Annotated in this window: 28 protein-coding genes, 1 other RNA gene and 1 pseudogene; 20 read left to right on the forward strand and 10 right to left on the reverse strand. The window is 58.9% G+C overall.

Annotated elements, in window-relative coordinates; all coding sequences use genetic code 11:
• The first annotated feature begins 94 nt into the window (after positions 1-94).
• The 9 genes from ACP7E4_RS25470 (at position 95) to ACP7E4_RS25510 (ending at position 8521) form a co-directional block, all read left to right on the forward strand.
• Positions 95-436 carry a thioredoxin family protein gene (locus ACP7E4_RS25470; protein WP_426118522.1) on the forward strand — a complete coding sequence of 114 codons (342 nt, stop codon included), beginning with the start codon at positions 95-97 and terminating at the stop codon, positions 434-436.
• Positions 437-627: 191 nt separating this feature from the next.
• Positions 628-957: a thioredoxin TrxA gene (gene trxA / locus ACP7E4_RS25475; RefSeq protein ID WP_065831897.1), complete on the forward strand. Its 330-nt coding sequence runs from the start codon at positions 628-630 to the stop codon at positions 955-957.
• A gap of 227 nt (positions 958-1184) precedes the next feature.
• Complete coding sequence (gene rho, locus ACP7E4_RS25480) at positions 1185-2444, forward strand: transcription termination factor Rho (protein WP_020293277.1); 1260 nt, start codon at positions 1185-1187, stop codon at positions 2442-2444.
• Between the two features lie 84 nt (positions 2445-2528).
• Positions 2529-4484 carry an acyltransferase family protein gene (locus tag ACP7E4_RS25485; protein WP_426118524.1) on the forward strand — a complete coding sequence of 652 codons (1956 nt, stop codon included), beginning with the start codon at positions 2529-2531 and terminating at the stop codon, positions 4482-4484.
• A 146-nt stretch (positions 4485-4630) separates the two neighbouring features.
• Positions 4631-6097: a 4-hydroxy-3-polyprenylbenzoate decarboxylase gene (ubiD, locus tag ACP7E4_RS25490; protein ID WP_020293279.1), complete on the forward strand. Its 1467-nt coding sequence runs from the start codon at positions 4631-4633 to the stop codon at positions 6095-6097.
• Positions 6097-7065 (forward strand): CDP-6-deoxy-delta-3,4-glucoseen reductase, encoded by a 969-nt coding sequence (locus ACP7E4_RS25495; RefSeq protein ID WP_426118526.1) that lies wholly within the window; start codon positions 6097-6099, stop codon positions 7063-7065. Before ubiD ends, ACP7E4_RS25495 begins: the two co-directional genes overlap by 1 nt.
• A 251-nt stretch (positions 7066-7316) precedes the next feature.
• Positions 7317-7991, forward strand: coding sequence for a gamma-glutamylcyclotransferase (locus tag ACP7E4_RS25500; protein ID WP_426118527.1), 675 nt, complete (start codon positions 7317-7319; stop codon positions 7989-7991).
• 76 nt (positions 7992-8067) lie between these two features.
• A complete protein-coding gene (locus ACP7E4_RS25505) occupies positions 8068-8262 on the forward strand; it encodes an antitoxin (RefSeq protein ID WP_426118529.1) in 195 nt (64 codons plus the stop codon).
• The gene (locus ACP7E4_RS25510; RefSeq protein ID WP_426118531.1) at positions 8252-8521 is read left to right on the forward strand and encodes a type II toxin-antitoxin system RelE/ParE family toxin; all 270 of its coding nucleotides are present in this window, start codon (positions 8252-8254) and stop codon (positions 8519-8521) included. Before ACP7E4_RS25505 ends, ACP7E4_RS25510 begins: the two co-directional genes overlap by 11 nt.
• A 45-nt stretch (positions 8522-8566) precedes the next feature.
• On the opposite strand, the gene glpT is transcribed toward ACP7E4_RS25510, so the two are convergent.
• Both glpT and ACP7E4_RS25520 read right to left on the reverse strand, forming a co-directional pair.
• Positions 8567-9916 (reverse strand): glycerol-3-phosphate transporter, encoded by a 1350-nt coding sequence (gene glpT, locus ACP7E4_RS25515; protein ID WP_020293282.1) that lies wholly within the window; start codon positions 9914-9916, stop codon positions 8567-8569.
• Positions 9917-10131: 215 nt separating this feature from the next.
• Positions 10132-11109 carry an NADPH:quinone oxidoreductase family protein gene (locus tag ACP7E4_RS25520; RefSeq protein ID WP_426118532.1) on the reverse strand — a complete coding sequence of 326 codons (978 nt, stop codon included), beginning with the start codon at positions 11107-11109 and terminating at the stop codon, positions 10132-10134.
• A 132-nt stretch (positions 11110-11241) separates the two neighbouring features.
• Here ACP7E4_RS25520 and ACP7E4_RS25525 point away from each other — a divergent pair, with 132 nt between their 5' ends.
• Complete coding sequence (locus ACP7E4_RS25525; RefSeq protein WP_065831905.1) at positions 11242-11646, forward strand: flagellar basal body-associated protein FliL; 405 nt, start codon at positions 11242-11244, stop codon at positions 11644-11646.
• Positions 11647-11658: 12 nt separating this feature from the next.
• On the opposite strand, the gene ACP7E4_RS25530 is transcribed toward ACP7E4_RS25525, so the two are convergent.
• Positions 11659-12108, reverse strand: coding sequence for an EVE domain-containing protein (locus ACP7E4_RS25530; RefSeq protein WP_426118534.1), 450 nt, complete (start codon positions 12106-12108; stop codon positions 11659-11661).
• 195 nt (positions 12109-12303) lie between these two features.
• Between ACP7E4_RS25530 and ACP7E4_RS25535 the strand changes: the two genes are divergently transcribed.
• Complete coding sequence (locus tag ACP7E4_RS25535) at positions 12304-12456, forward strand: hypothetical protein (RefSeq protein ID WP_020293287.1); 153 nt, start codon at positions 12304-12306, stop codon at positions 12454-12456.
• Between the two features lie 122 nt (positions 12457-12578).
• Here the strand turns inward: ACP7E4_RS25535 and ACP7E4_RS25540 are convergent, their stop codons facing one another.
• From ACP7E4_RS25540 to ACP7E4_RS25555, 4 genes are all read right to left on the reverse strand, one after another.
• Complete coding sequence (locus ACP7E4_RS25540) at positions 12579-13181, reverse strand: 5-formyltetrahydrofolate cyclo-ligase (protein ID WP_426118553.1); 603 nt, start codon at positions 13179-13181, stop codon at positions 12579-12581.
• Between the two features lie 111 nt (positions 13182-13292).
• Positions 13293-13471, reverse strand: a non-coding RNA gene (gene ssrS / locus ACP7E4_RS25545) — 6S RNA.
• A 31-nt stretch (positions 13472-13502) separates the two neighbouring features.
• On the reverse strand, positions 13503-13832 hold the full coding sequence (locus ACP7E4_RS25550) for a cell division protein ZapA (protein WP_065831908.1): 330 nt from the start codon (positions 13830-13832) through the stop codon (positions 13503-13505).
• Positions 13829-14038, reverse strand: coding sequence for a TIGR02449 family protein (locus ACP7E4_RS25555; RefSeq protein ID WP_426118535.1), 210 nt, complete (start codon positions 14036-14038; stop codon positions 13829-13831). The genes ACP7E4_RS25550 and ACP7E4_RS25555 overlap by 4 nt, the downstream gene beginning before the upstream one ends.
• A 150-nt stretch (positions 14039-14188) precedes the next feature.
• Between ACP7E4_RS25555 and ACP7E4_RS25560 the strand changes: the two genes are divergently transcribed.
• The 8 genes from ACP7E4_RS25560 to gcvH all read left to right on the forward strand — a co-directional run bounded on the left by ACP7E4_RS25560 (position 14189) and on the right by gcvH (position 23178).
• A complete protein-coding gene (locus ACP7E4_RS25560; protein ID WP_426118537.1) occupies positions 14189-14743 on the forward strand; it encodes a YecA family protein in 555 nt (184 codons plus the stop codon).
• An 82-nt stretch (positions 14744-14825) separates the two neighbouring features.
• Positions 14826-16169: a Xaa-Pro aminopeptidase gene (gene pepP, locus ACP7E4_RS25565; RefSeq protein ID WP_426118538.1), complete on the forward strand. Its 1344-nt coding sequence runs from the start codon at positions 14826-14828 to the stop codon at positions 16167-16169.
• Positions 16166-17353: a 2-octaprenyl-6-methoxyphenyl hydroxylase gene (gene ubiH, locus ACP7E4_RS25570; RefSeq protein ID WP_426118540.1), complete on the forward strand. Its 1188-nt coding sequence runs from the start codon at positions 16166-16168 to the stop codon at positions 17351-17353. The genes pepP and ubiH overlap by 4 nt, the downstream gene beginning before the upstream one ends.
• 52 nt (positions 17354-17405) lie before the next feature.
• Entirely contained in the window at positions 17406-18626 is a 1221-nt protein-coding gene (locus ACP7E4_RS25575; protein WP_426118541.1) for a 2-octaprenyl-3-methyl-6-methoxy-1,4-benzoquinol hydroxylase, read from the forward strand.
• A 114-nt stretch (positions 18627-18740) separates the two neighbouring features.
• Positions 18741-19748, forward strand: a complete 1008-nt coding sequence (locus ACP7E4_RS25580; RefSeq protein WP_426118542.1) for an extracellular solute-binding protein — start codon at positions 18741-18743, stop codon at positions 19746-19748.
• Positions 19749-19895: 147 nt separating this feature from the next.
• Entirely contained in the window at positions 19896-21512 is a 1617-nt protein-coding gene (locus ACP7E4_RS25585) for an ABC transporter permease (RefSeq protein WP_426118543.1), read from the forward strand.
• Between the two features lie 154 nt (positions 21513-21666).
• The gene (gene gcvT, locus ACP7E4_RS25590) at positions 21667-22749 is read left to right on the forward strand and encodes a glycine cleavage system aminomethyltransferase GcvT (protein WP_426118544.1); all 1083 of its coding nucleotides are present in this window, start codon (positions 21667-21669) and stop codon (positions 22747-22749) included.
• A gap of 45 nt (positions 22750-22794) precedes the next feature.
• Entirely contained in the window at positions 22795-23178 is a 384-nt protein-coding gene (gcvH, locus tag ACP7E4_RS25595; protein ID WP_426118545.1) for a glycine cleavage system protein GcvH, read from the forward strand.
• Positions 23179-23240: 62 nt separating this feature from the next.
• Here the strand turns inward: gcvH and ACP7E4_RS25600 are convergent, their stop codons facing one another.
• The 3 genes from ACP7E4_RS25600 to ACP7E4_RS25610 all read right to left on the reverse strand — a co-directional run bounded on the left by ACP7E4_RS25600 (position 23241) and on the right by ACP7E4_RS25610 (position 25127).
• On the reverse strand, positions 23241-23564 hold the full coding sequence (locus ACP7E4_RS25600; RefSeq protein ID WP_426118546.1) for a DUF2388 domain-containing protein: 324 nt from the start codon (positions 23562-23564) through the stop codon (positions 23241-23243).
• A gap of 186 nt (positions 23565-23750) precedes the next feature.
• Positions 23751-24197 carry an NfeD family protein gene (locus ACP7E4_RS25605; protein WP_426118547.1) on the reverse strand — a complete coding sequence of 149 codons (447 nt, stop codon included), beginning with the start codon at positions 24195-24197 and terminating at the stop codon, positions 23751-23753.
• Between the two features lie 9 nt (positions 24198-24206).
• Positions 24207-25127, reverse strand: coding sequence for an SPFH domain-containing protein (locus ACP7E4_RS25610; protein WP_065831919.1), 921 nt, complete (start codon positions 25125-25127; stop codon positions 24207-24209).
• 120 nt (positions 25128-25247) lie between these two features.
• Between ACP7E4_RS25610 and ACP7E4_RS25615 the strand changes: the two are divergent.
• A pseudogene (locus ACP7E4_RS25615) lies at positions 25248-25492 on the forward strand (IS110 family transposase); the annotation flags it as partial.

The raw sequence follows: 25492 nt of genomic DNA on the forward strand, positions 1-25492 counted from the left end.
CGATAGTCCTTGGTTAGAGAACTAAACTTTTGGGAGCTGCCGCAAATGCAGCAGCCTTGGAGCGGTTCCGAAAGATGACATGGAGGTTTTTCTCATGGGTGATTCCACGATTGCCACGGTTGGTGATGAAACCAGTTTTGATACGAAGGTCTTGAAGGCGACCAAGCCGGTGCTAGTCATGTTTACTGCGGGCTGGAATGGGCCAGCCAAGCCGCTTGAACCAATCGTGCAGGAGCTTGCACTGGTTTTTGAAAGTCAGCTGCTTACCTACAAGTGCGACACAGATGAGAGTCCGCTAACTGCGGAGAAATCAGGTGTCCGGAGCGTCCCAACGCTGCATATCTACAAAAACGGTAAACGACACGCGGAGCACGTTGGGTTATTAACAAAGGCTCAGCTCGTGCAGTTGATTGAAAGCTCGTTGCGCACTCTCTAGGCAACCGATTTGATGCCGACAGAATCAAACCTCTGTCGGCGTCATAAGCGTCGTTCGCCCGCCTGACGTTCCCCGGCTATAACCAGACTGATGGATAGCTATAGCCAGACTCAATGACGTCTGGCTTCCTGAACGGGGCAAGGCCCGCTATGATGGGCCACGTTTTTTAGCCTACTAACTCGGAGAACTCCATGAGTAGCGACCTAATCAAGCACGTCAGCGACGCCAGCTTCGAAGCTGAAGTCCTCAAGGCTGAAGGTGCTGTACTAGTTGATTACTGGGCTGAGTGGTGTGGCCCATGCAAGATGATTGCCCCGGTTCTGGATGAAATCGCCGAGACCTACAAGGGCAAGCTGACCATCGCCAAGCTGAACATCGATGAAAATCAGGAAACTCCAGCCAAGCATGGCGTGCGTGGTATCCCGACGTTGATGCTGTTCAAAAATGGCAACGTCGAAGCTACCAAGGTTGGCGCGCTGTCGAAGTCTCAGCTTGCAGCGTTCCTCGACGCTAATATCTGATGATCAAAGCCCCGCAAATTGCGGGGTTTTTTTCGGGTGACGTACTAGACTCCTCGAAAATCAAGTGGTACATTCGGCCCCGGAACGGCTTCTCCGTTGCCCCCTGCTAGCCGTCGCCGACGCTCTCCTTTCGAATTAGTACGCGATCCTGTCGCCTTCTCTGCGGCGCGGCCTCATTAAGCCAAAAGCTTAATTTCCCCCTCCATACATGATTACGTCATTCCTATATGAACCTGACTGAACTCAAGCAAAAGCCGATTACCGATCTGCTCGAAATGGCCGAACAGATGGGCATAGAAAATATGGCCCGTTCGCGCAAGCAGGATGTCATTTTCTCCCTGCTGAAAAAGCACGCCAAGAGTGGCGAGGAAATTTCCGGTGATGGCGTGCTGGAGATCCTCCAGGACGGCTTCGGTTTCCTGCGCTCTGCAGACGCTTCCTATCTCGCCGGCCCGGACGATATCTACGTCTCGCCCAGCCAGATCCGCCGCTTCAATCTGCGTACTGGCGACACCATTGTCGGCAAGATCCGTCCACCTAAAGAAGGCGAGCGTTATTTCGCTCTGCTCAAGGTCGACACGATCAACTACGACCGTCCGGAAAACGCGAAGAACAAGATTCTTTTCGAAAACCTGACGCCGTTGTTCCCGACCATCCGCATGAAGATGGAAGCCGGTAACGGTTCCACCGAAGATTTGACCGGCCGTGTGATCGACTTGTGCGCACCGATCGGTAAAGGCCAGCGCGGCCTGATCGTTGCTCCGCCCAAAGCGGGCAAGACGATCATGCTGCAGAACATCGCGGCCAACATCACGCGTAACAACCCGGAAGTGCATCTGATCGTTCTGCTGATCGATGAACGCCCGGAAGAAGTAACCGAAATGCAGCGCACCGTGCGCGGCGAAGTGGTTGCCTCGACGTTCGACGAACCGCCAACCCGTCACGTACAGGTTGCCGAAATGGTGATCGAAAAGGCCAAGCGCCTGGTCGAGCACAAGAAAGACGTCGTTATCCTGCTCGACTCCATTACCCGTCTGGCTCGCGCCTACAACACCGTCATTCCTAGCTCCGGCAAGGTCCTGACGGGCGGTGTCGATGCCCACGCCCTGGAGAAACCGAAACGTTTCTTCGGCGCCGCACGGAACATCGAAGAAGGCGGCTCGCTGACCATCATCGCTACCGCGCTGGTTGAAACCGGCTCGAAGATGGATGAAGTGATCTACGAAGAGTTCAAGGGTACGGGCAACATGGAGCTGCCTCTGGATCGCAAGATTGCAGAGAAGCGCGTGTTCCCGGCGATCAACATCAACCGCTCCGGCACCCGCCGCGAAGAGTTGCTGACCGCCGACGACGAATTGCAACGTATGTGGATCCTGCGCAAACTGCTGCACCCGATGGACGAAGTCGCTGCTATCGAGTTCCTGATCGACAAGCTGAAGCAGACCAAGACCAACGATGAGTTCTTCCTGTCGATGAAGCGCAAATAACAGGCTGAACGGCTTCAAATGAATGGTGTCCTTATGGACACCATTTTTTTTGCCTGATTTTTGAGAATCGCGACAAGGAGCGTCATGCACACATTCGGCAACCGGCGGGATATCGATGGCCTGCGCGCGCTAGCGGTAATTCCCGTTGTGCTCTTTCACTATGGATTCGGCGCATTCAGCGGCGGCTTTGTTGGCGTCGACGTGTTTTTCGTCATCTCCGGATTCCTGATTACCTCGATCATTCACCGTGAAATAAGCGCTGGGCGTTTCAGCTTTGTCGACTTCTGGGCGCGTCGCGCCCGACGGATCATTCCGGCCTTGAGCGTGGTGCTGGCCGCGACCTTGCTGGTCGGCTGGTTGCTGCTGACACCTCATGATTATTCGCAACTGGGGCGCACGGTGCGTTACCAGGCGATGTTCATTTCCAACATCCTGTTCATGCGCCAGGACGGTTATTTCAATCCGGCGTCGGACTTCAAACCCCTGCTGCACACCTGGTCGCTGTCGGTGGAAGAGCAGTACTACATCATCTTCCCGCTGCTGATGGTGTTGATCACGCGCTTCTTCCGCCATTGGCGTTTGATGCTGCTGGGCCTGCTGCTGGTGTCGTTCGCCCTGAATATCTGGAGCGTAAGCCGCGCGCCGGACTCGGCGTTTTTCCTGCTGCCGATGCGCGCCTGGGAATTGCTCTGTGGCGCGATGCTTGCGGTCATGCCGGTTTCTCAAGTCAAACTGCGGCCTTGGGTTTACCAAAGCGTCAGTCTGGCGGGATTGGCCGCGATCCTGATCGCGGTGTGCGGGTTTGACCGCAGCACGCCGTTTCCAGGCTGGGCGGCGTTGCTGCCGGTGTTGGGCGCCACGGCGTTGATCTGGACCAACGGTCAGGCGCAGACGCTGGTCGGCAAGGTGTTGAGCACGCCGCCGCTGGTGGCGGTCGGGCTGATTTCCTACTCGCTGTACCTTTGGCATTGGCCGGTATTTGTATACGCCAATGCGATCTCCATTGATGGCATGCAGCGTCGGGAATCGCTGTTCTGGATTGCGCTGTGCGTGGTGCTGGCGTGGCTGTCGTGGCGCTTCATCGAAATGCCGTTTCGCGAAAAACGCCTGCTGGCCGGGCGCAGACCAGTGCTCGCCAGCGCAGCACTGTGCATGTTGGTCGTGGCGATGGCCGGGCAAGCTGTGCGTTGGGCCGACGGCTTTCCGCAGCGCTTGTCCGGCCAGGCCCGGCAGTACGCCGAAGCGCGTGAATGGCAACGTGGCCAGATGGATTGTCTGCTGCAGCGCGACAGCCCAGATTTGAGCGCAGCCTGTCGATTCGGCGGCAATGCCGACGTGCCGCCGCTGCAACTGGTGTGGGGTGACAGTCATGCGGCGGCGTTGATGCCAGCGGTAAAAGACGATGCCGAGCGCTTCGGTATTCCGGTCTGGCTAACCAGTCTATCCGGCTGCATGCCGGTGCTGGGCGTCGAATCTCGCCCGCAATGCCAGACCTTCAACCAGCAAACCCTGGCGCTGATCGAAAAGCAGAAGGTCCGCGACGTCGTACTCGCCGCCCGTTGGAGCCTTTACTTGTATGGCGAGGAGGACGGCGACCGGGAACATATGACTTATCGCCACGAAAGCCGCGCCGCCGCCGAGCAGCATCTGGCCGACCACTTGCGCGCGACGGTGGCCAGCTTGCGCGCCGCCGGGGCGAACGTCTGGCTGTTCAAGGAAATCCCGCTGCAACGCCAAGGCACTATTGCGCGACTCAGCAGCCTGGCCATGGTTGGGCGTTCTGCGCTGCAAGTCGGCCGTCCCATAGCTGATCACCGCGAGCGTCAGCACTTTATCGATCAGCTGTTCGCCAATCTTGCCGCCTCCGATCCTCACATCCACATCATCGATCCGGCGCCATTGCTCTGCGCTGAAGGTATTTGCCGCGCCGCCATCGATGGTTCTTCCCAGTACAAGGACGAGAATCACCTGTCGGACCAAGGCGGCGAACGGATGAAGCCGTTGTTTGCGCCGATTTTTTTGAGTGAGAACGCAATGTGAAGGGAATGTGGGAGCGAGCTTGCTCGCGAAAGCGATGTCCGAACGCTGCAAGGCTGCGCATGTAACGCCGTCTTCGTGAGCAAGCTCGCTCCCACACTGGCCGCGATCAGGTACGATACGAACCTATTTTATGAGTGGCCGGGTTAATGAAATTCAAGGATCTACGGGATTTCGTGCAGCAGCTTGAGCAGCGCGGAGAGTTGAAACGCATTCAGATGCCCATTTCCCCTGTCCTGGAAATGACCGAAATCTGCGACCGCACCTTGCGCGCCAAGGGTCCGGCATTGCTGTTTGAAAAGCCCGTCGGCTTTGACATTCCGGTGCTCGGCAACCTGTTCGGCACGCCCGAGCGCGTTGCCATGGGCATGGGCGCAGAAGAAGTCGGCGAGCTGCGGGAAATCGGCAAGCTGCTGGCTTTTCTCAAAGAGCCCGAGCCACCCAAGGGCTTGAAAGACGCCTGGTCCAAGCTGCCGATCTTCAGGAAAGTCATCGCCATGGCGCCCAAGGTCGTCAAGGACGCACCATGCCAGGAGATCGTCATCGAAGGCGATGACGTGGATCTGGGCATGCTCCCGGTGCAGACCTGCTGGCCCGGCGACGTCGCGCCGCTGATCACCTGGGGCCTGACCGTCACGCGCGGCCCGAACAAGGAACGGCAGAACCTCGGTATCTATCGTCAGCAGGTCATCGGTCGCAACAAAGTCATCATGCGCTGGTTGAGCCACCGTGGCGGCGCGCTGGACTTCAAGGAATGGTGCGCCAAACATCCCGGCGAACCCTTCCCGGTATCCGTGGCCCTGGGCGCTGATCCTGCGACCATCCTTGGCGCGGTAACGCCCGTGCCTGACAGCCTTTCCGAATACGCGTTTGCCGGTCTGTTGCGCGGCAGTCGTACCGAGCTGATCAAGTGCCGTGGCAATAACCTGCAAGTTCCGGCCAGCGCCGAGTTCGTCCTCGAAGGCGTGATTCATCCCGGCGAAATGGCCGATGAAGGCCCCTACGGCGATCACACCGGCTACTACAACGAAGTCGACAGCTTCCCGGTGTTCACTGTCGAACGCATCACTCATCGGATCAAACCGATCTACCACAGCACCTACACCGGTCGGCCGCCTGATGAGCCGGCCATTCTGGGCGTGGCACTGAACGAAGTGTTCGTGCCGATCCTGCAAAAGCAGTTCCCGGAAATCACCGACTTCTATCTGCCGCCGGAAGGCTGCTCTTATCGCATGGCTATCGTGACGATCAAGAAGCAGTACCCAGGCCATGCCAAGCGTGTGATGCTGGGTGTGTGGTCGTTTTTGCGACAGTTCATGTACACCAAGTTCGTTATTGTCACCGACGACGATATCAACGCCCGGGACTGGAACGACGTAATCTGGGCCATCACCACGCGCATGGACCCCAAACGCGACACGGTGATGATCGACAACACGCCCATCGACTACCTGGATTTCGCATCTCCGGTTTCCGGGCTGGGTTCGAAAATGGGGCTGGACGCAACGCATAAATGGCCGGGCGAGACCACGCGCGAGTGGGGTCGGGTTATCGTCAAGGACGAAGCCGTCACGCGTCGGGTCGACGACATCTGGAATCAGTTGGGAATAGATTGATGCGTGTAACCTTGCAGCCATCGGGCGCAGTACTGGAAACATTGCCCGGCGAGCGGATTCTCGATGCCGCGCAACGCCTGGGTTACGACTGCCCGCAAAGCTGTCGCAATGGCAATTGCCATGTGTGTTCGGCATTGCTGGCCCACGGCCGTGTGCTGCAGGCCGGTGAAGAACTGACTCATGGCGAAATCTTCACCTGCCTGGCCGAACCGCTTGAGGACTGCGAAGTCCTGTGGGACGGCGTGCTCGCCCTCGGTGAACTGCCGGTGCGCACCTTCGCCTGCCAGTTGAGTGAATGCGTGGAAGTGGGCGGCGATGTCTGGCGCGTGGGCCTGCGCGCCCCGGCCGGCAAGGCGCCACGCTATCACGCCGGTCAGTATCTGATGATTCATCGCGACAACGGTGAAAAATCCGCCTTCTCGCTGGCCTCCGCGCCGGAAAGCGGTCGCGATCTGCAATTGCATGTGCTGGTTCGCGAAGCCAGCGCGCAGAGCCTGATCGAACAATTGCAGCGCAACACCATGGCCAAGGTTGAACTGCCGTTTGGCGATACCCATCTGGCCGAACTGCCTGATGGCCCGTTGGTGTTGATCGCCGCCGGCACCGGTATGGCGCAAATGCAGAGCTTGATCGAGCACTGCCGCAGCAAGGGTTTCAACCATCCCGTGCATCTGTATTGGGGCGTGCGTCGGCCGGAAGACTTCTACGAAATCCAGCATTGGGATGAATGGAAGCAGCTGCCCAACCTGTTCCTGCATAAAGTCGTCAGCGACCTGTGTGGCTGGGAAGGACGCTGCGGCATGCTGCACGAAGCGGTTCGCAGCGACATCGCCGATCTTGCGGCGGTCCACGTCTATGCCAGCGGTTCGCCAGCCATGATTTACGCGACGCTCGACGCGCTGGTCAGCGCGGGCATGAACGCCCATCAAATGCGTGCTGACGTATTTGCGTACGCACCAAGGTCGTGATTCCTTTCGCAAGATAGTGCCGCAGCGCTTGACAGCGTTGCCGCAGCCGCCCAATGGTAGCGAGCGTGGATTGCTAATTGCAGTCAATCTGCTTAGGCATTTTAGTATTGACGCGTGACCTGACGGATCTCTGGGGAGGTCTGACAGGCAGGCACTTTTTGACGAGGCATTGCTTGCTTGTCAGTGCCACGGACACATTTATTCGGCAGGGACCGCTACAACTGGCCGCACATTCGCCAGGGGGGGCAGAAATGGGCAATAAAATCAACGGCTTGGTGGCTGCGGTACACGATGGCCTAGGGCTGACGTATCCACCGATAATTGACCTCGGGCCGCAACTGACCCGCGAACAACTGATGATCTCGATGCGCGCCACCATGGCCCGGCACGAGGGCGGCCCGGTCTGGCTGTTCGCGTACGGCTCGCTGATCTGGAAACCTGAATGCACTGCCATCGAGCGCCAGCGTGGCCGAGTGCATGGCTATCATCGCGGCCTGTATCTGTGGTCCCACGAACATCGCGGTACGCCGGAAATGCCCGGCCTGGTGTTTGGCCTGGACCGCGGCGGCTCCTGCAGCGGATTCGCCTATCGATTGCCGGAAGATAATCTCGAAGAGTCGTTGCTGGCCTTATGGCAACGGGAAATGCCCTTCCCTTCGTATCGTCCACACTGGCTCAGCTGCCGCCTGGAAGACGGCACCAGAGTTCAAGCCCTGGGCTTCGTGCTCGAACGCCATCTGCCCAGCTACGCAGGCAACCTGCCGGACAGCGTCCTCAGCCAAGTCCTGGCCAGCGCCAGCGGACGCTACGGCACCACCCGCGACTACGTCGAACAAACCGCCATCGCCCTGCGCAGCCACGCCATGCCGGATCTGAATCTGGAGGCGCGGTTGAAGCGGTGTTGGGGGGTGTGTGAAACGGTTTAAATATCAGGTTGCAAACCGTTTTCGCAATTGATTGGGTAAACGCTAGACTTAGCGACATCGACAAAGGAGCTTCTAAATGAGTGCTCAACTATCACCTATCGTTTCAGAGTTCGAATCCGAGGAGCAGGCCGCCAGCTATGACGCCTGGTTCAGAGCGAAAGTGCAGGCGTCTCTTGATGATCCGCGACCCAACGTCCCCCACGATGAGGTCATGGCTGAGCTGAAAGCCCATCTTGCAGCCAAGCGGGATAAGCGACGAAATGATTGTTGAATGGCGACCAGAAGCACTGGCTGCCCTGATTGAAATTTTCGACTACATAGATGAACGTAACCCTCAGGCTGCCGTTGCACTTCTAGAAGATATTGAAGCAGCGACCTCGGCCCTTCCTGAACATCCATACCTCTATCGATTCGGACGCGTACCGACAACCCGGGAAATTGTGGTGCACCCCAATTACATAGTCGTCGATCGGGTGAAGGACAAAATAGAAGTCGTGAATGTGCTGCATTCCCGGCGCCAGTACCCTTGAAGCGAGGCAGATCTCGAATGCTCAAGATCTGCCATAGAGTCAGCTTTAAGCCACCGCCTCACGCGTCGTACTCGCCACCTGCTTATGCCAAAGCGTTGGCAGCAGGAACACAATCGACATCACGCAGGCGATCAGCAGCAGGACAAAGCCGCCGTCCCAGCCGAAGTGGTCCACGGTGTAGCCCATCAGCGCGCTGGCTGCGACGGAGCCGCCCAGGTAGCCGAATAGCCCGGTGAAGCCCGCAGCGGTGCCAGCGGCTTTCTTCGGTGCCAGTTCCAGCGCCTGCAAGCCGATCAGCATGACCGGGCCGTAGATCAGGAAGCCGATGGAAACCAGGGCGATCATGTCGACGGTCGGGTTGCCCGGCGGGTTCAGCCAGTACACCAGCGTCGCGATGGTCACCATCACCATGAACACCACGCCGGTCAGGCCGCGATTGCCCTTGAAGATTTTGTCTGACATCCAGCCGCACAGCAGCGTGCCCGGAATCCCCGCCCACTCGTAAAGGAAATACGCCCAGGACGTCTTGTCCACGGTGAAGTGCTTGGCTTCTTTCAGGTAGGTCGGCGCCCAGTCCAGTACGCCGTAGCGCAGCAGGTAAACGAAGACATTGGCCAGCGCGATGTACCACAGCATTTTGTTGCGCAGCACGTACTTGACGAAGATTTCCTTGGCGCTGAATTCCTTTTCATGACTGTCGTCATAGCCTTCCGGATAGTCGTTCTTGTAATGCTCGATCGGCGGCAAACCCATGGATTGCGGGGTATCGCGCATGGTCGCGAAGGCGAACACGGCGACCAGCAATGCGACAGCGGCCGGCACATAGAAAGCTGCATGCCAGTCGTTGGTCCAGCCCAGCCCCAGCAGGAACAATGGCCCGATCAAACCGCCGCCGACGTTATGCGCAACGTTCCATACCGAAACCACGCCGCCACGTTCCTTCTGCGACCACCAGTGCACCATGGTCCGTCCGCTCGGCGGCCAGCCCATGCCCTGCGCCCAGCCGTTGATGAACAACAGGATAAACATGATCGTGACACTGGACGTCGCCCAGGACGAAAAGCCGAACACGAACATCACCGCCGCTGAAACCAGCAAGCCAAAAGGCAGGAAGTAGCGCGGGTTGGAGCGGTCGGAAACAATCCCCATCAGAAACTTCGACAAGCCATAGGCAATCGCAATGGCCGACATCGCCACGCCCAACTGGCCCCGCGTGTAACCCTCGTCGATCAGATAAGGCATCGCCAGCGAGAAGTTTTTGCGCAGCAGGTAATAACCCGCGTAGCCAAAGAAGATGCCTGCGAAAATCTGCCAGCGCAGACGGCGATAAGTGCTATCAATTTTTTCTTCAGGCAACGGGGCCTTGTGTGCGGCGGGACGAAAGAAGGCAAACATCGAAGTCTCTCCAGTTTTTGTTTTTCTGCGCGAAAGCGAATATTACATTTTCATTACAGAAAAAAGCAGTGCTTATCGCGCGGGAATTCTCAGGAGAATCGATTCACCTAATGTTGTTTTACGAACACGCAGTCGATGTGTAAGCGGATGTTACGAAATAGAGACTTGCCTTGGGATATGAGGAGACGTTGTTTGTCGAGGGAAGGTTGCCGAGGTCAGCAAATCTGCACTACCACCTTCCCCACCGCCCTTCTCTGCCCCAACGAATCGATCGCCTTGCCCGCGTCCTCCAGCGAATAAACCTGCGAGACCAGCGGTTTCAGTTTTCCCTCGGCATACCAGCCGAACAGCTGCTGGAAGTTGGCGGCATTGTCCTGCGGCTGGCGTTGTGCAAACGAGCCCCAGAACACGCCGAGCACCGCAGCGCCTTTAAGTAGCGCGAGGTTGACGGGCAGTTCGGGGATGCGGCCGCTGGCGAAGCCGACGACCAGTAAGCGGCCATTCCAGGCGATGGAGCGGATGGCTAGGTCGAAGAGGTCGCCGCCGACCGGGTCGTAGATGACGTCCGCACCGTTGCCGTTGGTGAGGCGTTTGATTTCTTCCTTGAGGTTGCTTTCGCTGTAGTTGATCAGTTCGTCGGCGCCAGCGTTTCTGGCGACTTCGAGTTTTTCAGCCGAGCTGGCGGCGGCGATGACGCGGGCGCCCATGGCTTTGCCGATTTCCACGGCTGCCAGACCGACTCCGCCGGAAGCGCCGAGCACCAGCAAGGTTTCGCCGGGTTGCAGATTGGCGCGTTGTTTCAGCGCATGCATCGAAGTGCCATAGGTCATGCTGAACGCGGCGGCGGTTTTGAAGTCCATGGTTTCGGGCATGGGCAAGACGTTATAGCCCGGCACGGCGACTTGTTCGGCGAAGCTGCCCCAGCCGGTCAGAGCCATGACGCGGTCGCCGACTTTCAAATGCGTCACTTTTTCGCCAACGGCCGACACCACGCCCGCTGCTTCGCCGCCCGGTGAAAACGGGAATGGCGGCTTGAATTGGTATTTGCCTTCGATGATCAGCGTGTCCGGAAAATTGACCCCGGCGGCGTGGACGTTGAGGAGGATTTCGTTCTTCTTGATTTCCGGGCTCGCGATGTCTTCGAGCACCAGGTTTTCGGCGGGGCCAAACGCTTTGCACAGCAAGGCTTTCATCGGACTATTCCTTTTGGACTTGTGGCCGATACGTTCAGGTATGTGGGTTTTTGCGTCAATGAGCATGACCCGGCCTGATAAGCCTGCATAAGTTGAAGTAACCTATGCGCCAAACCGGATAAGGAGTGGACTGTGAAAGCGTGGATCCTGATGTTGTTGGCCCTGTCACTGCCCGTCATGGCGCAGGAAGAAGCCAAAGAGGGCGAGGCGCCCAAGGCCATTTATGTTTCGCTGACACCACCGTTCGTGGGCAACTACGCGCTGGACGGCGGGCCGAAACTGCGCGTCTATAAAGCTGACATCGCCTTGCGTGTGACCGGCCCGGAAGCGCAGGCCGCTGTGAAACGCAATGATCCACTGATTCGCAACCAGCTGGTGGCGCTGTTTACCCAGCAGACGGTCGACAGCATGAGCAGCGCCGAGGCGAAGGAAAAGATTCGTCAGGAAGCGCTCAAGCAGGTTCAGCAAGTCATGACCGACGAAGAAGGCAAGCCCGTGGTTGAAGACCTGCTGTTCAACAACTTCATCGTTCAATAATCCGCAGAGCAATCAGCGCAAGGCCAGCACCGCCGCCCATTGCTCGGCGGTGACCGGCATGACGGACAGTCGACTGCCTTTTTGCACCAGCGGCAATTGTTCCAACGCCGCTTGCTGTTTCAGGTAACCCAGCCCAAGCACTTTCGGGAAGGCTTCGACGAAGGTCACGTCGATGGCCGTCCATGGATTTTTTTCCGCGTTGGCTTTGACGTCGAAGTAGTGGCTTTGCGCATCCAGCGCGGTTGGGTCCGGATAGCCCGTCTGGCTAATCCGCCCAATTCCGGCGATGCCCGGCTCCGGACAACTGGAGTGATAAAAGAAAAACTCGTCGCCTACCGCCATCGCGCGTAGAAAATTGCGTGCCTGATAATTGCGAACCCCGTCCCAGCGGGCGGTGCCGAGCTTTTTCAGACTCGCGATAGAGAACTCGTCGGGCTCGGACTTCATCAGCCAGTAGGCCATTTTTCGTGCTCCTGAAAAGGGGGAATGGATAGGTTGTCAGACACTTTGCTGATAAACCGACGGTTGGCTGACGTCAGTGTTTGCGTGTCTGCCAATGTTGTCGGAGAATGCCGGGATTTTAAGCACCACGCTGTTGCACGGCCTATACAAAAACCGCTGCTGACATCGTATTGATTTGCCGACGGAGGGCAATCAATGAAACGCAAGCCGGATTTACTGTGGATATTGGTCATTTTGTTCGGCTTGGGTGTCGTGACGACGGGTTATGCGCAGAGTTTGTGGGCCAGCAAACCGGACGCACCAGTGGAAATTACCCAACAGCAGCAGAAGTATCCTTCGCGGCATTGATTAGCATGACGCTCTAAACGTGGGACCGGCTTTAGCCGGGAAGAGGCCGGTACATCCGCTGCATTTTTTGTGTCAGTAATATCGCCTTCCCGGCTAAAGCCGGTCCCACAATCGGCACCTTCTCAAGCCAGATACCAACCCTTATCCGAAACAGTACCATCCAGCGGCACGTCCCAACTGGCTTGCGCCAGTCGCTCGACCTTCTGACATTCATGTGCCAACCCCAGCAAAACCGGCTTCTGCCAGGCTTTTCGGCGTGCGCGATAGGCCAGGCTGCGGTCGTAGAAACCGCCGCCCATGCCCAGACGCCCGCCTTCGTCATCGAAACCCACCAATGGCATCAGAATCAGATCCAGCGCCCAGATCTTGCGCTGGCGTGCGGGATTGATGCGCGGTTCGGGGATGCGAAAACGGTTGGGCTTGAATTTCTCGCCGGGCCTGACCCGCTGGAAAACCATTTTGGTCTGCGGCCAGGCGCTGAGTACCGGCAAGTACGTGGCTTTGCCGCGACGCTGGGCGGCGCGCAGCAACAGGCGCGGATCGATTTCACCGTCCATGGGCAGATACAGCGAGATATGGCGGGCCCTGCGGAACAAGGGATGTTGCGCCAATTGACGATAAAGTCCGCGCGCCGCTGCACGCTGCTGACTGGCACTCAAGGCACGCCGTATCTTGCGTAACTGACGACGCAATTGCTGACGGGTAAGTGGCGCTTCGGATGTCATGAGTGGCAGGTCATGCAGGCTGATCCATTGAAGGTTGAACCAGAGTTGAGTCGTCAGGGCGACGATCTCGGGGTTGTCAGCGCCGGGCAAAACCGGCGGCAGACAGAATAGGTGCTCCCCGACGAGCCGCTGTCGGTGTAGCCCTTGAACCCGAAAGTTCAAGGTGGAGATTGCAGGAGGTTTTAAGGCTTTCCGTCAGGCGGACATGCACACCAACCCCAACGTGCAACCCCCGTGGTTGTGCGTATCGGCTCAGGGACATGACCGACTGGCAAGCACTCCAGGGAGCGGCGCAAGTATACCCGAAACTCTTCGCAACATTCAGCTTCGAGGTGCATCCGGTGGCGAATCCGCGTCCGTGGAGAGCACTAGATCAACGCGATCGAGCAGATCCCTGACCTGCTCGCGGGTCGAGCCGCTGGTCTGCACGTCAGGCAAATCCTGCTTATGCAAAAGATCGTGAGTAATGTTCAGCGCGGCCATTACGGCAATACGGTCGGCGCCGATAACTTTGCCGCTGCTGCGGATTTCACGCATTTTTCCATCCAGGTAACGCGCAGCGCTGACCAGGTTGGTGCGCTCTTCCTGAGGGCAAATGATCGAATATTCTTTGTCGAGAATTTGTACGGTGACGTTATTGCCGTTGCTCATGAGTCTTGCTCCAGGGCCTTGAGGCGCGAAATCATTGACTCGACCTTTTGCCGGGCGATTTCGTTTTTTTCAATGAGGTGAGCGCGTTCCTCGCGCCAGGACTTTTCCTGAGCTAATAGGAGTCCGTTTTCGCGTTTAAGTTGCTCGACTCGATTGATCAGTAATTCCAGTCGGGCCATCAGCGCTTGCAGGTCGGTGTCTTCCATTGTTTTCCACTGAATACTTTCTGATGAGTGGCACAGGAGCTGGCTTTGAGCCACAGCCTTGGACGGCCGCCTTGATGATCTTGTTGCGCGATTAGTCTAGGATACAAGACCTCCATTCTAGACATTGCGCCGTTTGGCGACTAGTTGCCCATGCCCATTCAGAATTCCCCGTACAAAGCGTTCGCCACCCTGCTCACCAGCAGCGGTCATCCTGTCTCTCCTGCCGAGCTGCATGGCCTGTTACTGGGCCGCAGTTGTGCCGGTGCCGGCTTCGATAACGAAGGCTGGTTGACCGACGCCACTGAAATACTTGGCTCCGCGCCCGAAGATAACGTCCGTCAGGCATTGATCGGCCTGCAGGAAATGGTCAAGGGCGAACTCACCGGCGACGACATGACCGTTGTCCTGCTGTTGCCCGGCGATGATGAGCCGCTCGGCGAGCGCGCTATCGCATTGGGCCAATGGTGCCAGGGTTTTCTCGCCGGTTTCGGCCTGACTGCCCGTGACAATGCCATTAGTGGCGAAGCCATGGAAGTGCTGCAGGATCTGGCAGCGATTTCCCAGGTCCAGGATGCGCTGGAAGAGTCCGAAGACGGCGAAAGCGATTACATGGAAGTCATGGAATACCTGCGCGTCGCGCCGCTGTTGCTGTTCACTGAATGCAACAAGCCCGAAGCACTCGCGCCAAAACCTTCGCTGCACTGATTGTTCATCACCGGCGACTCCGGTCACGGCAGGCCTGTCCAGCCATGACCGGGAACGCACCAGAACGGGAACCTGCCTGCCAATGATCCATATCCCTAAGTCGGAATACGCTCGTCGACGCAAGGCCTTGATGGCGCAGATGGAACCCAACAGCATCGCAATATTGCCCGCTGCTGCGGTGGCGATTCGTAACCGCGATGTCGAACACGTCTACCGCCAGGACAGCGACTTTCAATACTTGAGCGGCTTCCCGGAACCCGAAGCCGTGGTCGTGCTGATCCCCGGTCGTGAATATGGCGAGTACGTGTTGTTCTGCCGCGAGCGCAATCCTGCGCGCGAGCTGTGGGACGGTCTGCGTGCCGGACAGGAAGGCGCGATTCGCGATTTTGGTGCTGACGATGCGTTCCCGATCAACGACATCGACGACATCCTGCCGGGCCTGATCGAAGGCCGCGACCGGGTGTACTCGGCCATGGGCAGCAACCCGGAATTCGACCGCCATTTGATGGACTGGATCAACGTGATCCGCTCCAAGGCGCATCTGGGCGCCCAGCCGCCGAAGGAGTTTGTTGCGCTGGATCATCTGCTGCACGACATGCGCCTGTATAAATCGGCGGCAGAAGTGAAGGTCATGCGCGAGGCTGCGCAAATCTCTGCCCGCGCCCATGTGCGAGCCATGCAAGCCAGCCGCGCCGGTCTGCACGAGTTCAGCCTTGAAGCCGAGCTGGATTACGAATTCCGCAAAGGCGGCGCGAAGATGCCGGCTTACGGTTCCATCGTCGCTTCGGGCCGCAACGCCTGCATCCTGCACTATCAGGAGAACGACGCGCTGCTCAAAGATGGCGATCTGGTGCTGATCGACGCGGGCTGTGAAATCGACTGCTATGCCAGCGATATCACCCGGACCTTTCCGGTGAGCGGCAGGTTTTCCCCGGAACAGAAAGCCATTTATGAGTTGGTGCTCAAATCCCAGGAAGCGGCGTTCGCGGCCATTGGTCCGGGCAAGCACTGGAATCAGGCCCACGAAGCGACGGTGCATGTGATTACCGCCGGGCTGGTCGAGCTGGGATTGCTGCAAGGCGACGTGGGCGAGCTGATCGTCAACGAAGCCTTCAAACCGTTCTACATGCACCGCGCCGGTCACTGGCTGGGCATGGACGTGCATGATGTCGGCGACTACAAGGTCGGCGGTGAATGGCGGGTGCTGGAAGTCGGCATGGCGCTGACCGTCGAGCCGGGAATTTACATTGCTCCGGACAATCAGAACGTCGCGAAGAAATGGCGCGGCATTGGTGTGCGAATCGAGGATGACGTTGTGGTGACCAAACAAGGTTGTGACATTCTTACCGATGGCGTGCCCAAGACTGTTGCCGCCATCGAGGCGCTGATGGCCGACGCCCGCAATCAACCGGGATGGGCCGCATGAGTCGTTTCAATCTCGCCATCGTCGGTGGTGGTCTGGTCGGTGCCAGTCTCGCCCTTTCATTGCAGGCAGGTGCCAAGGCGCGGGGCTGGAAGATCGTTCTGATCGAACCCTTCGCGCCCGGCGACAGCTATCAACCGAGCTACGACGCGCGCTCTTCGGCGCTGTCGTTTGGCGCGCGGCAAATCTACGAGCGTCTGGGGCTGTGGCAAGACATCGCCCGCCGTGCGGAGCCGATCCGGCAAATCCTGGTATCGGATCGCGGTCGTTTTGGCGCTGCGCGTCTGTCCGCTATCGAAGAAGGCGTACCGGCCTTGGGCTACGTGGCGGAAAACGCCTGGCTCGGCCAATGCCTGTGGCGCGGGCTGGACGAGGAAGTGGTCAGCTGGCGCGTGCCAGCCGAGGTCAAGCACATGCAGGCCTTGGCGGATGGCTATCGCCTGACGCTGGACGATGAAACCGAACTGGAGTGCGATCTGGCGGTGCTTGCTGACGGCGGCCGTTCAAGCCTGCGCGAGCAACTGGGCATCGGCGTGCGCCAGCGGCCTTACAACCAGAGTGCGCTGATCGCCAACATCACGCCAAGCGAAGCGCATTGCGGCCAGGCGTTCGAACGTTTCACCGACGAAGGCCCGATGGCGCTGTTGCCGCTGCCGGAAAACCGCTGTGCGCTGGTCTGGACGCGCACCGGCAAAGACGTCGAGCGCCTTGCTGCACTGGATGACCGCGCCTTTCTCAGTGAATTGCAGAATGTCTTCGGCTATCGCCTGGGCACCTTGCGTCAGGTGGGCGCGCGGCATGTTTACCCGCTCAATCTGATCGAAGCCGAAGAACAGGTGCGCTCGCATCTGGTAGTGCTCGGCAATGCCGCCCACAGTCTGCACCCGATTGCAGGGCAAGGTTTCAACCTGTCGTTGCGCGATGCTCACGCGCTGGCAGAAGCTTTGCTGGCCAGCGACAAGCTGCCCGGCGACCTGCCGACCTTGCTGGCTTATCGCGAGCGCCAGCGTCTGGATCAACAATTGACGGTGGGCTTTTCCGATCAGGTGACACGCCTGTTCGGCAGCACACAGCCATTGGTTGCCACCGGTCGCAACCTCGGCCTGCTGGGGCTGGACCTGTTGCCTGGGGCCAAGCGCTGGTTTGCGCGTCAGGCCATGGGGCTGGGGACTCGCTCCGATGTTTGACGCACTTATTTCCAAATCCCGGCTCACGCCGCAAGCGAGAACGATTTAAAGCATGGAAACGCGCGCAGATCTGCTGATTGTCGGGGCCGGAATGGTCGGTAGCGCGCTGGCGCTGGCGTTGCAGGGCAGCGGCCTGAATATCATCGTGCTCGACGGCGGACCGCTGGACGTCAAACCGTTCGATCCGCAAGCGGCGTTTGAACCTCGGGTCAGCGCCTTGTCGGCGGCCAGCCAGCGCATCCTGCAGCGTCTCGACGTCTGGGATGGCATTGCGAAGCGCCGCGCCAGTCCTTATGGCGAAATGCAGGTCTGGGATGGCAGCGGCACGGGGCAGATTCATTTCTCCGCATCCAGTGTGCACGCCGACGTTCTGGGGCATATCGTCGAAAACCGCGTGGTTCAGGATGCGTTGCTCGATCGCCTGCACGACAGCGATATTGGCCTGCTTGCCAACGCGCGACTGGAGCAGATGCGTCGCTCCGGGGAGGACTGGCTGCTGACGCTGGCTGACGGCCGCTTGTTGCGCGCGCCGCTGGTGGTCGCCGCCGATGGCGCGAACTCCGCCGTGCGGCGCCTGACCGGTACCGAAACCCGCGAATGGGATTACCTGCACCACGCCATCGTCACCAGCGTGCGTACGTCCGATTCCCATCGCAAAACCGCCTGGCAGCGCTTCACGGACAACGGCCCGCTGGCCATTCTGCCGCTGGAGCGTGAAGGCGAACACTGGTGTTCCATCGTCTGGTCAGTGACGCCGGGCGAAGGCGAGCGCCTGATGGCGCTGGACGACGAAACATTCTGCCGCGAACTTGAACAGGCCTTTGAAGGGCGGCTCGGCCCAGTGATCAGCGCTGACCCGCGCTTATGCGTGCCATTGCGCCAGCGTCATGCCAAGCGCTATGTGGCGCAAGGCCTGGCCTTGATCGGCGACGCGGCGCACACCATTCACCCGCTGGCCGGGCAAGGTGTGAACCTGGGTTTCCTCGATGCTGCAGTGTTGGCCGAAGTGTTGCTGCATGCTGCCGAACGTGGCGAGCGGCTGGCCGATGTGCGCGTACTAAGCCGCTTCGAGCGTCGGCGCATGCCCCATAACCTGGCGCTGATGGCGGCCATGGAAGGCTTCGAACGCCTGTTCCAGGCCGATCCGCTGCCGCTGCGCTGGCTGCGTAATACCGGGCTGAAAGTGGTCAATCAACTGCCGGAAGCCAAGGCGATCTTCGTGCGTCAGGCGCTGGGGTTGAGTGGGGATTTGCCGGAGTTGGCCAGGATTTGAATCATGGCATCGGCGGTCTGCAACATCTGGTAACGGCTGAGTCGGGAGTTCGATTGAGATAGCAAATGGGATTCACTACCATTTCGCCTCATTTTGCAAACGCGAGACACTCCCATGCAGGCAAGCAAGCGTATTCTGGCTGCTTTGACACTGACACTGACAGTGCTCGGCAGCACCGCACAAGCTGCCGACGAGGTAGTGGTGTATTCATCACGGATCGATGAGCTGATCAAACCCGTATTCGATGCTTACACCGCCAAGACCGGTGTGAAGGTCAAGTTCATCACCGACAAGGAAGCCCCGCTGATGCAGCGGATCAAGGCCGAAGGTGAGAACGCCACCGCTGACCTGTTGCTGACGGTCGACGCCGGTAACCTCTGGCAAGCCGAACAGATGGGCATTCTGCAACCGTTTACCTCCCCGGTGATCGACGCCAATATTCCTGCGCAATATCGCTCCTCGACGCACAGCTGGACCGGCCTGAGCCTGCGCGCGCGGACCATCGCCTACTCGACCGACCGGGTCAAACCGGCTGACTTGTCCACCTACGAAGCGCTGGCGGGCAAGGACTGGGAAGGCCGTTTGTGCCTGCGCACCGGCAAAAAGGTCTACAACCAGTCGCTGACCGCCACCCTGATCGAAACCCACGGCGCCGAAGCTTCCGAGAAAATCCTCAAAGGCTGGGTCAACAACCTGTCCACCGATGTGTTCTCCGATGACATCGCCGTGCTCGAAGCAATCAATGCGGGTCAATGCGACGTCGGCATCGTCAATAGCTATTACTACGGTCGCCTGCATAAGGACAATCCGAAGCTGGCCGTGAAACTGTTCTGGCCGAACCAGTCGGATCGTGGCGTGCACGTGAATCTTTCCGGAATCGGCCTGACCAAGTACGCTCCGCACGCCGAAGCCGCCAAAGCCATGGTCGAGTGGATGACCGGCCCGGAAGCCCAGGCGATTTTCTCTGGCACCAACCAGGAATTCCCGGCCAACCCGAAAGTTGCGCCATCCCCGGAAGTCGCGAGCTGGGGTTCGTTCAAGGCCGACACGATTCCGGTGGAAGTCGCCGGCAAGCGTCAGGCCGAAGCGATCCGCATGATGGATCGTGTGGGTTGGAATTGATTTAAAGCACCGCGACCCTTGTGGGAGCGAGCTTGCTCGCGAAGGCAATCGTCTGAGCGCTGAAAGATGCGTTGGATGCCCTGGCCCTTTCGCAAGCAAGTTTGCTCCCACAAAGTTTCTCCAGCTCCGTCCGTAAAGAGACCCACCTTGGCCCATCCCGCCCAACGCCGCTGGTACCCGCTGGTCTTCGCCATCGCCGCTCTGGTGCTGCTGCCGCTCAGCGTGCTGCTGCTGTCGTGGCAGACCATCGATCAGCAGATCTGGTCCCATCTGTGGGAAACCCAGATGACCCGTTTGCTGGGCAATACGCTGACGCTGGTGCTTGGCGTCGGCGTGGGCGTCACCGCGTTGGGCGTGAGTCTGGCGTGGCTGACCAGCCTGTGTGAATTCCCCGGTCGGCGCTGGCTGGACTGGGCATTGATGCTGCCTTTTGCGATTCCGGCCTACGTGCTGGCGTTTGTGTTCGTCGGCCTGCTGGATTTCGCCGGGCCGGTGCAAAGTCTGCTGCGCGAATGGTTTGGCACTGGCCTGCGCCTGCCACGGGTGCGCTCCACCGGTGGCGTGATCATCGTACTGGTGCTGGTTTTCTACCCTTACGTCTATCTGCTGGCACGCTCGGCCTTTCTTGCCCAAGGCAAAGGCTTGATGGAAGCTGCGCGGATTCTCGGCCAAAGCCCGTTGCAGGCGTTCTGGCGCGTAGCCTTGCCGATGGCGCGTCCGGCGATTGGCGCTGGCGTCGCGTTGGCGCTGATGGAAACCCTGGCCGACTTCGGTGCCGTGGCGGTTTTCAACTTCGATACCTTCACCACGGCCATCTACAAAACCTGGTATGGCTTCTTCAGCCTCTCCAGCGCCGCTCAGCTGGCCAGCCTGTTGTTACTGGCGGTCATGCTCGTGCTGTATGGCGAACGCCGCGCACGCGGTGCGAGCCGGGCCACCAATGAGCGACCTCGGGTCAAGGCGCTGTATCACTTGCGTGGTTTCAAGGCGTTTGCCGCTACGTTTTGGTGTGGGCTGGTGTTTGCCTGCGCCTTTGCCGTGCCGTTGCTGCAACTGATCGTCTGGGTCTGGCAGCGCGGGCGTTTCGATCTGGACGAGCGCTATACCGGATTGATCGTGCACACGCTGTATCTGGGCGGCATGGCGGCGCTGATTACGGTCGGTGTCGCACTGATCCTGGCCTTTGCCCGCCGACTGGCGCCCACTCGCGCGATTCGCTCTGGCGTGAGTCTGGCCAATCTGGGTTACGCATTGCCCGGTTCGGTGTTGGCGGTGTCGATCATGCTGGCCTTCAGTTATCTGGATCGCGAGTTGGTCATCCCGCTTTCCAGCTGGCTCGGCGGCGCGGGCAAACCCTTGCTGCTCGGCAGTCTGGCGGCGTTGCTGTTGGCGTATCTGGTGCGCTTCATTGCCGTGGCTTACGGGCCGCTGGAAAACAGTCTGGCGCGCATTCGTCCTTCCCTGCCTGAAGCCGCACGAAGTCTCGGCGTCAGCGGGCCGCGACTGTTTTTCAAGGTTTACCTGCCATTGCTGGTGCCGGGCGCTTTGAGCGCTGCATTGCTGGTGTTTGTGGATGTACTCAAAGAGATGCCTGCAACCTTGCTGATGCGTCCATTCGGATGGGACACCTTGGCGGTACGAATTTTCGAAATGACCAGCGAAGGCGAATGGGCCCGGGCTGCACTACCGGCGCTGACGCTGGTGCTGGTGGGGCTGTTGCCAGTCATCGGGTTAATCCGACGTTCAGCCCGTCAACCGGGGTAGGTGCGGGTCTACCCTCATGCGGCTACAATGCGCCGCAATCGGTGCGGTCTGTCAGACTGTTCGCATGCTGTGATCTGCTTTAACCCCCTGAATCATGGGGGCATGCCAGCGTCATGCCTGTCCGCATCTTCGCCACGCCCGGAAGGAGAAACCCATGGGACAGCGTACGCCGCTCTTTGACCTGCATCTCGCTCTCGGCGCGAAAATGGTCGATTTTGGTGGTTGGGACATGCCTCTGCATTACGGCTCGCAAGTCGAGGAACACCATCAAGTGCGCCGCGACTGCGGTGTGTTCGATGTCTCTCACATGCATGTGATCGATGTCGCCGGTAGCCAGGCGCACATCTGGCTGCAATATCTGCTCGCCAACGACGTGGCCCGACTGCAAAGCCCGGGCCGCGCGTTGTACAGCGCGATGCTCAATAACGATGGCCGGGTGATCGACGACATGATCGTCTACCTCACCGACAGCGGTTATCGTCTGGTGGTCAACGCCGCTACCGGTGGCAAGGATCTCGCCTGGATGCAGGCTCATCTGCACGACTTCGATGTTCAGCTGAGCGCGCATCCTGAACTGGCCTTGCTGGCCATTCAGGGCCCGCACGCGCGCAGCAAAATCGCCGAGCTGGTGCCCAACGCCCGCGCCGAACTGATTCGCCAACTCAAGCCGTTCGAAGGCTGCCAGGAAGGCGACTGGTTCATTGCCCGCACGGGCTACACTGGCGAAGACGGTCTGGAAATCATTCTGCCCGCCGTGCAGGCGCCGAGCTTCTTCAATGATCTGGTCGGCGCTGGCATTTCGCCTATCGGCCTCGGCGCGCGCGACACGTTGCGTCTTGAAGCCGGGATGAACCTGTACGGGCAGGACATCGACGAGAATGTCTCGCCGCTGGTCTCCAACATGGCCTGGACCATCGCCTGGGAGCCCGCTGCGCGGCAGTTCATCGGCCGCGCGGCGCTGGAAGCCGAGCGGGATGCGGGCGTTGCGTCGAAACTTGTGGGTCTGGTGCTGGAAGAGCGCGGCGTTTTGCGCGCCCATCAAGTGGTGCGCATCGCAGAAATTGGCGAAGGAGAGATCACCAGTGGTAGTTTCTCTCCTACGCTAAGCAAGTCGATTGCCTTAGCGCGTGTTCCGATGGCGACTGCTGACCGGGCCGAAGTGGAAATCCGCGGCAAGTGGTATCCGGTTCGCGTGGTCAAGCCTGCGTTCGTGCGTCATGGCAAAACCCTGATCTAACTTTCCTGGCGGGTTTTCCGCTGACTCGATGTAGAGGATGACTAAATGAGCAATATTCCCGCCGAACTGCGTTTTGCTGAAAGCCACGAATGGGCAAAAAAAGAAGGTGATCTGATTGTGGTCGGCATTTCCGATCACGCTCAGGAAGCGCTGGGTGACGTGGTGTTCGTTGAACTGCCGGAAATCGGCAAAGTGTTCGCCGCCGGTGATGCCGCAGGTGTTGTCGAGTCGGTTAAAGCGGCTTCGGATATCTATTCGCCCGTGGCTGGCGAAGTGGTTGAAGTCAACGAAGCCCTGGGTTCCGAACCTGAAGCGCTGAACAACACGCCGTACGAGTCCTGGATCTTCAAGGTCAAGCCAAGCGCTGCCGATGCTGACCTGGCCAACTTGCTGGACGCTGCTGGTTACAAGGCAGCCATTGGCGAATAAGCCAGAAGTTTGATTCAAAAAAAATGCCGCTCATTGAGCGGCATTTTTTATTGCATCTGCGCTTACTGGTTATCGGCAACCAGATTCTTCGCGAGGATAGCGTTGGCGAGATCCATGTCGGTCGCTTTCAGGCCTGGATTATCAATACGCGCCTGTTGAATCGCTGCTTCCAGGAACGGGCCACGAATGCCGCCTTCGCTGGCGACGAAGCTGCCGGCGTCGTCTTGAGCGGCGATGATCAGCTTGTGATCCTTGAACGTCAGATAGGTAGAACCGGTGGTGGCGCCCGAGGAAATCACATCACGCCAGAACCCCGCGTCAGCCATTGCTGAACCAACCGGGAGAGAAAGCAAAGCGAACGTGGCGACAGTAAGCTTGAGACGCATGGTGGGGATACTCCAACTATGGATGTTCTGAAACCGTTGGATAGGTGAAGTGAGGTGGTAGTTCCATTTCGGCATCGCATAGCCTGTGGGAGCAAGCTTGCTTGCGAAGGCAATATCCCGGATCCGAATGCCTCTTTGGATGTACGGACCTCTTCGCGAGCAAGCTCGCTCCCACTAAAATGGCTCTTAAATCGCCTCAACCCGCAAAATCGCCCCATCCTGACCAACCACCCGCACCTGACTGCCCACCGCGGTGTCCGGGCCGGTCACGATCCACACGCCATCGCCGACCTTGATCTTGCCGCGTCCGTCGATGATTGCGTCATGCACCATGAACGTTCGACCGATCAGCTCCTGGCCGCGCATGTTCAGGCCAGGCTGATCGGAAGGGCGCAATACGCTGCGTTGTCGCCGCCACCAATACACTGCCGTGAGCACTGAAAGCAGGGCGAACAGCAGGAACTGCACGGTCCAGGGCATGTGCGGAAACACGAACGTCAGGATGCCGACGGCCGCAGCGGCGACGCCGATCCACAGCAGATAACCGCCCGCGCCGAACACCTCCAGAATCAACAGCACCGTGCCCAGCCCCAGCCAATCCCAGAACGACAGGTTTTGCAGGAATTCCCACATGATCGCGCCTCAGGTCTTCTTGCCGTCGAATGTGGCTTTGACGATCTCGCCGATACCGCCGACCGCGCCGATCACCTGGCTCGCTTCGAGTGGCATGAGGATGACCTTGCTGTTGTTGGCCGACGCCAGCTTGCCCAGCGCATCGATGTACTTCTGGGCGACGAAGTAGTTGATGGCCTGCACGTTACCGCCAGCGATTGCGTCGGATACCACTTGCGTGGCGCGTGCTTCGGCTTCGGCTTGACGTTCCCGCGCTTCGGACTCCAGAAACGCTGCCTGACGACCGCCTTCGGCTTCCAGAATCTGTGCCTGCTTCTTGCCTTCGGCAGTGAGAATCGCGGCGGCGCGCAGGCCTTCGGCTTCAAGAATCTGCGCGCGCTTGATCCGCTCGGCTTTCATCTGCCCGGACATCGCCGCCATCAGATCGGCAGGCGGGCTGATGTCCTTGATTTCGATCCGCGTGATCTTGATGCCCCACGGCGCAGTGGCTTCATCAACAGTGCGCAGCAGCTTTTCATTGATGTTGTCGCGTTGGCTGAGCATCGCATCCAGCTCCATGGAACCGAGCACGGTGCGAATGTTGGTCTGCAACAGATTGCGGATGGCATGTTCGAGGTTGTTCACCTCATAAGCGGCCTGCGCGGTATTGACCACCTGGAAGAAACACACCGCATCGATCTGCACCGTGGCGTTGTCAGCGGTGATGACTTCCTGGGGCGGAATATCCAGCACGCTTTCCATGACGTTGATCTTGCGCCCGATGCGATCCATCACTGGCACGATGATATTCAGGCCCGGTTTGAGCGTGTTGGTATATCGGCCGAAGCGTTCCACGGTCCATTGATAGCCTTGCGGCACAACCTTGAACCCCATGAAGACGATGGCAATCGCCAGGCCGACAAACAGCAGGACTACAGTACCGATTTGCATAACATTTCCCTGTTTTAGCGAGGTTTCAAAACCTTGTAATTGGATGGACTCGCCCAAGCCGAGGCGTCTGTAGCGCCACGGTGGCATTCTTAAGAAGCCAACGACAGCGAGGGCGAGTCCATGAAAAAGCATACGACCAAACGTAACTCCCTGTCTTCAGCCGACGTGTCGGCTTGTTCGACAGTGGCGGTAGATCTTGCCAAGAATGTGTTCCAGGTGGCCGGGGAAGATGCCCTTGGTCAGGTTATTTACGAAGCTCGAATCAAATCACGTGAAGCCTTTCTGGGGTTCCTCCACAAGCTGCCGGCCGGCGTGACGGTGCTGATGGAAACTGGCCCTGGCGCGCAGGCATGGGCGCGATTGCT

Origin of the sequence: Pseudomonas sp. DSP3-2-3, assembly GCF_049898225.1 — a bacterium.
In the GTDB taxonomy this organism is placed as follows: Bacteria; Pseudomonadota; Gammaproteobacteria; order Pseudomonadales; family Pseudomonadaceae; genus Aquipseudomonas.

Coding starts and splice junctions, on each gene's coding strand:
- ACP7E4_RS25470 (WP_426118522.1), top strand. CDS start 95: ATGGGTGATTCCACGATTGCCACGGTTGGTGATGAAACCAGTTTTGAT.
- trxA (WP_065831897.1), top strand. CDS start 628: ATGAGTAGCGACCTAATCAAGCACGTCAGCGACGCCAGCTTCGAAGCT.
- rho (WP_020293277.1), top strand. CDS start 1,185: ATGAACCTGACTGAACTCAAGCAAAAGCCGATTACCGATCTGCTCGAA.
- ACP7E4_RS25485 (WP_426118524.1), top strand. CDS start 2,529: ATGCACACATTCGGCAACCGGCGGGATATCGATGGCCTGCGCGCGCTA.
- ubiD (WP_020293279.1), top strand. CDS start 4,631: ATGAAATTCAAGGATCTACGGGATTTCGTGCAGCAGCTTGAGCAGCGC.
- ACP7E4_RS25495 (WP_426118526.1), top strand. CDS start 6,097: ATGCGTGTAACCTTGCAGCCATCGGGCGCAGTACTGGAAACATTGCCC.
- ACP7E4_RS25500 (WP_426118527.1), top strand. CDS start 7,317: ATGGGCAATAAAATCAACGGCTTGGTGGCTGCGGTACACGATGGCCTA.
- ACP7E4_RS25505 (WP_426118529.1), top strand. CDS start 8,068: ATGAGTGCTCAACTATCACCTATCGTTTCAGAGTTCGAATCCGAGGAG.
- ACP7E4_RS25510 (WP_426118531.1), top strand. CDS start 8,252: ATGATTGTTGAATGGCGACCAGAAGCACTGGCTGCCCTGATTGAAATT.
- glpT (WP_020293282.1), bottom strand. CDS start 9,916: ATGTTTGCCTTCTTTCGTCCCGCCGCACACAAGGCCCCGTTGCCTGAA.
- ACP7E4_RS25520 (WP_426118532.1), bottom strand. CDS start 11,109: ATGAAAGCCTTGCTGTGCAAAGCGTTTGGCCCCGCCGAAAACCTGGTG.
- ACP7E4_RS25530 (WP_426118534.1), bottom strand. CDS start 12,108: ATGGCCTACTGGCTGATGAAGTCCGAGCCCGACGAGTTCTCTATCGCG.
- ACP7E4_RS25535 (WP_020293287.1), top strand. CDS start 12,304: ATGAAACGCAAGCCGGATTTACTGTGGATATTGGTCATTTTGTTCGGC.
- ACP7E4_RS25540 (WP_426118553.1), bottom strand. CDS start 13,181: ATGACATCCGAAGCGCCACTTACCCGTCAGCAATTGCGTCGTCAGTTA.
- ACP7E4_RS25550 (WP_065831908.1), bottom strand. CDS start 13,832: ATGAGCAACGGCAATAACGTCACCGTACAAATTCTCGACAAAGAATAT.
- ACP7E4_RS25555 (WP_426118535.1), bottom strand. CDS start 14,038: ATGGAAGACACCGACCTGCAAGCGCTGATGGCCCGACTGGAATTACTG.
- ACP7E4_RS25560 (WP_426118537.1), top strand. CDS start 14,189: ATGCCCATTCAGAATTCCCCGTACAAAGCGTTCGCCACCCTGCTCACC.
- pepP (WP_426118538.1), top strand. CDS start 14,826: ATGATCCATATCCCTAAGTCGGAATACGCTCGTCGACGCAAGGCCTTG.
- ubiH (WP_426118540.1), top strand. CDS start 16,166: ATGAGTCGTTTCAATCTCGCCATCGTCGGTGGTGGTCTGGTCGGTGCC.
- ACP7E4_RS25575 (WP_426118541.1), top strand. CDS start 17,406: ATGGAAACGCGCGCAGATCTGCTGATTGTCGGGGCCGGAATGGTCGGT.
- ACP7E4_RS25580 (WP_426118542.1), top strand. CDS start 18,741: ATGCAGGCAAGCAAGCGTATTCTGGCTGCTTTGACACTGACACTGACA.
- gcvT (WP_426118544.1), top strand. CDS start 21,667: ATGGGACAGCGTACGCCGCTCTTTGACCTGCATCTCGCTCTCGGCGCG.
- gcvH (WP_426118545.1), top strand. CDS start 22,795: ATGAGCAATATTCCCGCCGAACTGCGTTTTGCTGAAAGCCACGAATGG.
- ACP7E4_RS25600 (WP_426118546.1), bottom strand. CDS start 23,564: ATGCGTCTCAAGCTTACTGTCGCCACGTTCGCTTTGCTTTCTCTCCCG.
- ACP7E4_RS25605 (WP_426118547.1), bottom strand. CDS start 24,197: ATGTGGGAATTCCTGCAAAACCTGTCGTTCTGGGATTGGCTGGGGCTG.
- ACP7E4_RS25610 (WP_065831919.1), bottom strand. CDS start 25,127: ATGCAAATCGGTACTGTAGTCCTGCTGTTTGTCGGCCTGGCGATTGCC.